This is a genomic window from Acinetobacter sp. TG2027, assembly GCF_000302435.1.
Classification (GTDB): Bacteria; Pseudomonadota; Gammaproteobacteria; order Pseudomonadales; family Moraxellaceae; genus Acinetobacter; species Acinetobacter pittii.
On record NZ_AMJN01000034.1, the window covers coordinates 1 to 259 of the forward strand.

The 259-nt window shown below is 42.1% G+C and carries 1 pseudogene; it reads right to left on the reverse strand.

From position 1 onward, the window contains the following. Positions 1 to 259, reverse strand: a pseudogene (locus tag B806_RS19015) (type I secretion system permease/ATPase); the annotation flags it as partial.

Here is a 259-nt window from a genome sequence, read left to right on the forward strand (position 1 = left end):
ACCGTTACGCCCCAATATGGCAATTTTTTCACCAGCACGAATTTTTAAATGACGAACTGCAAGGCTAGGACGCGGTTCATCCTCACTATATTGAAACAAGACATTTTTTAATTCGTAGTCGCCATTTAAAACAGCCTTATGTACCAGATGAGAACGCTCTGGCTGATCGATCGGACGTTGCATAAGCTCATCAAGGCTTTGTTTTGCAACTTTTGCTTGCTGTAAACGACCTAACACACCTGTAATTTGTGCAATCGGT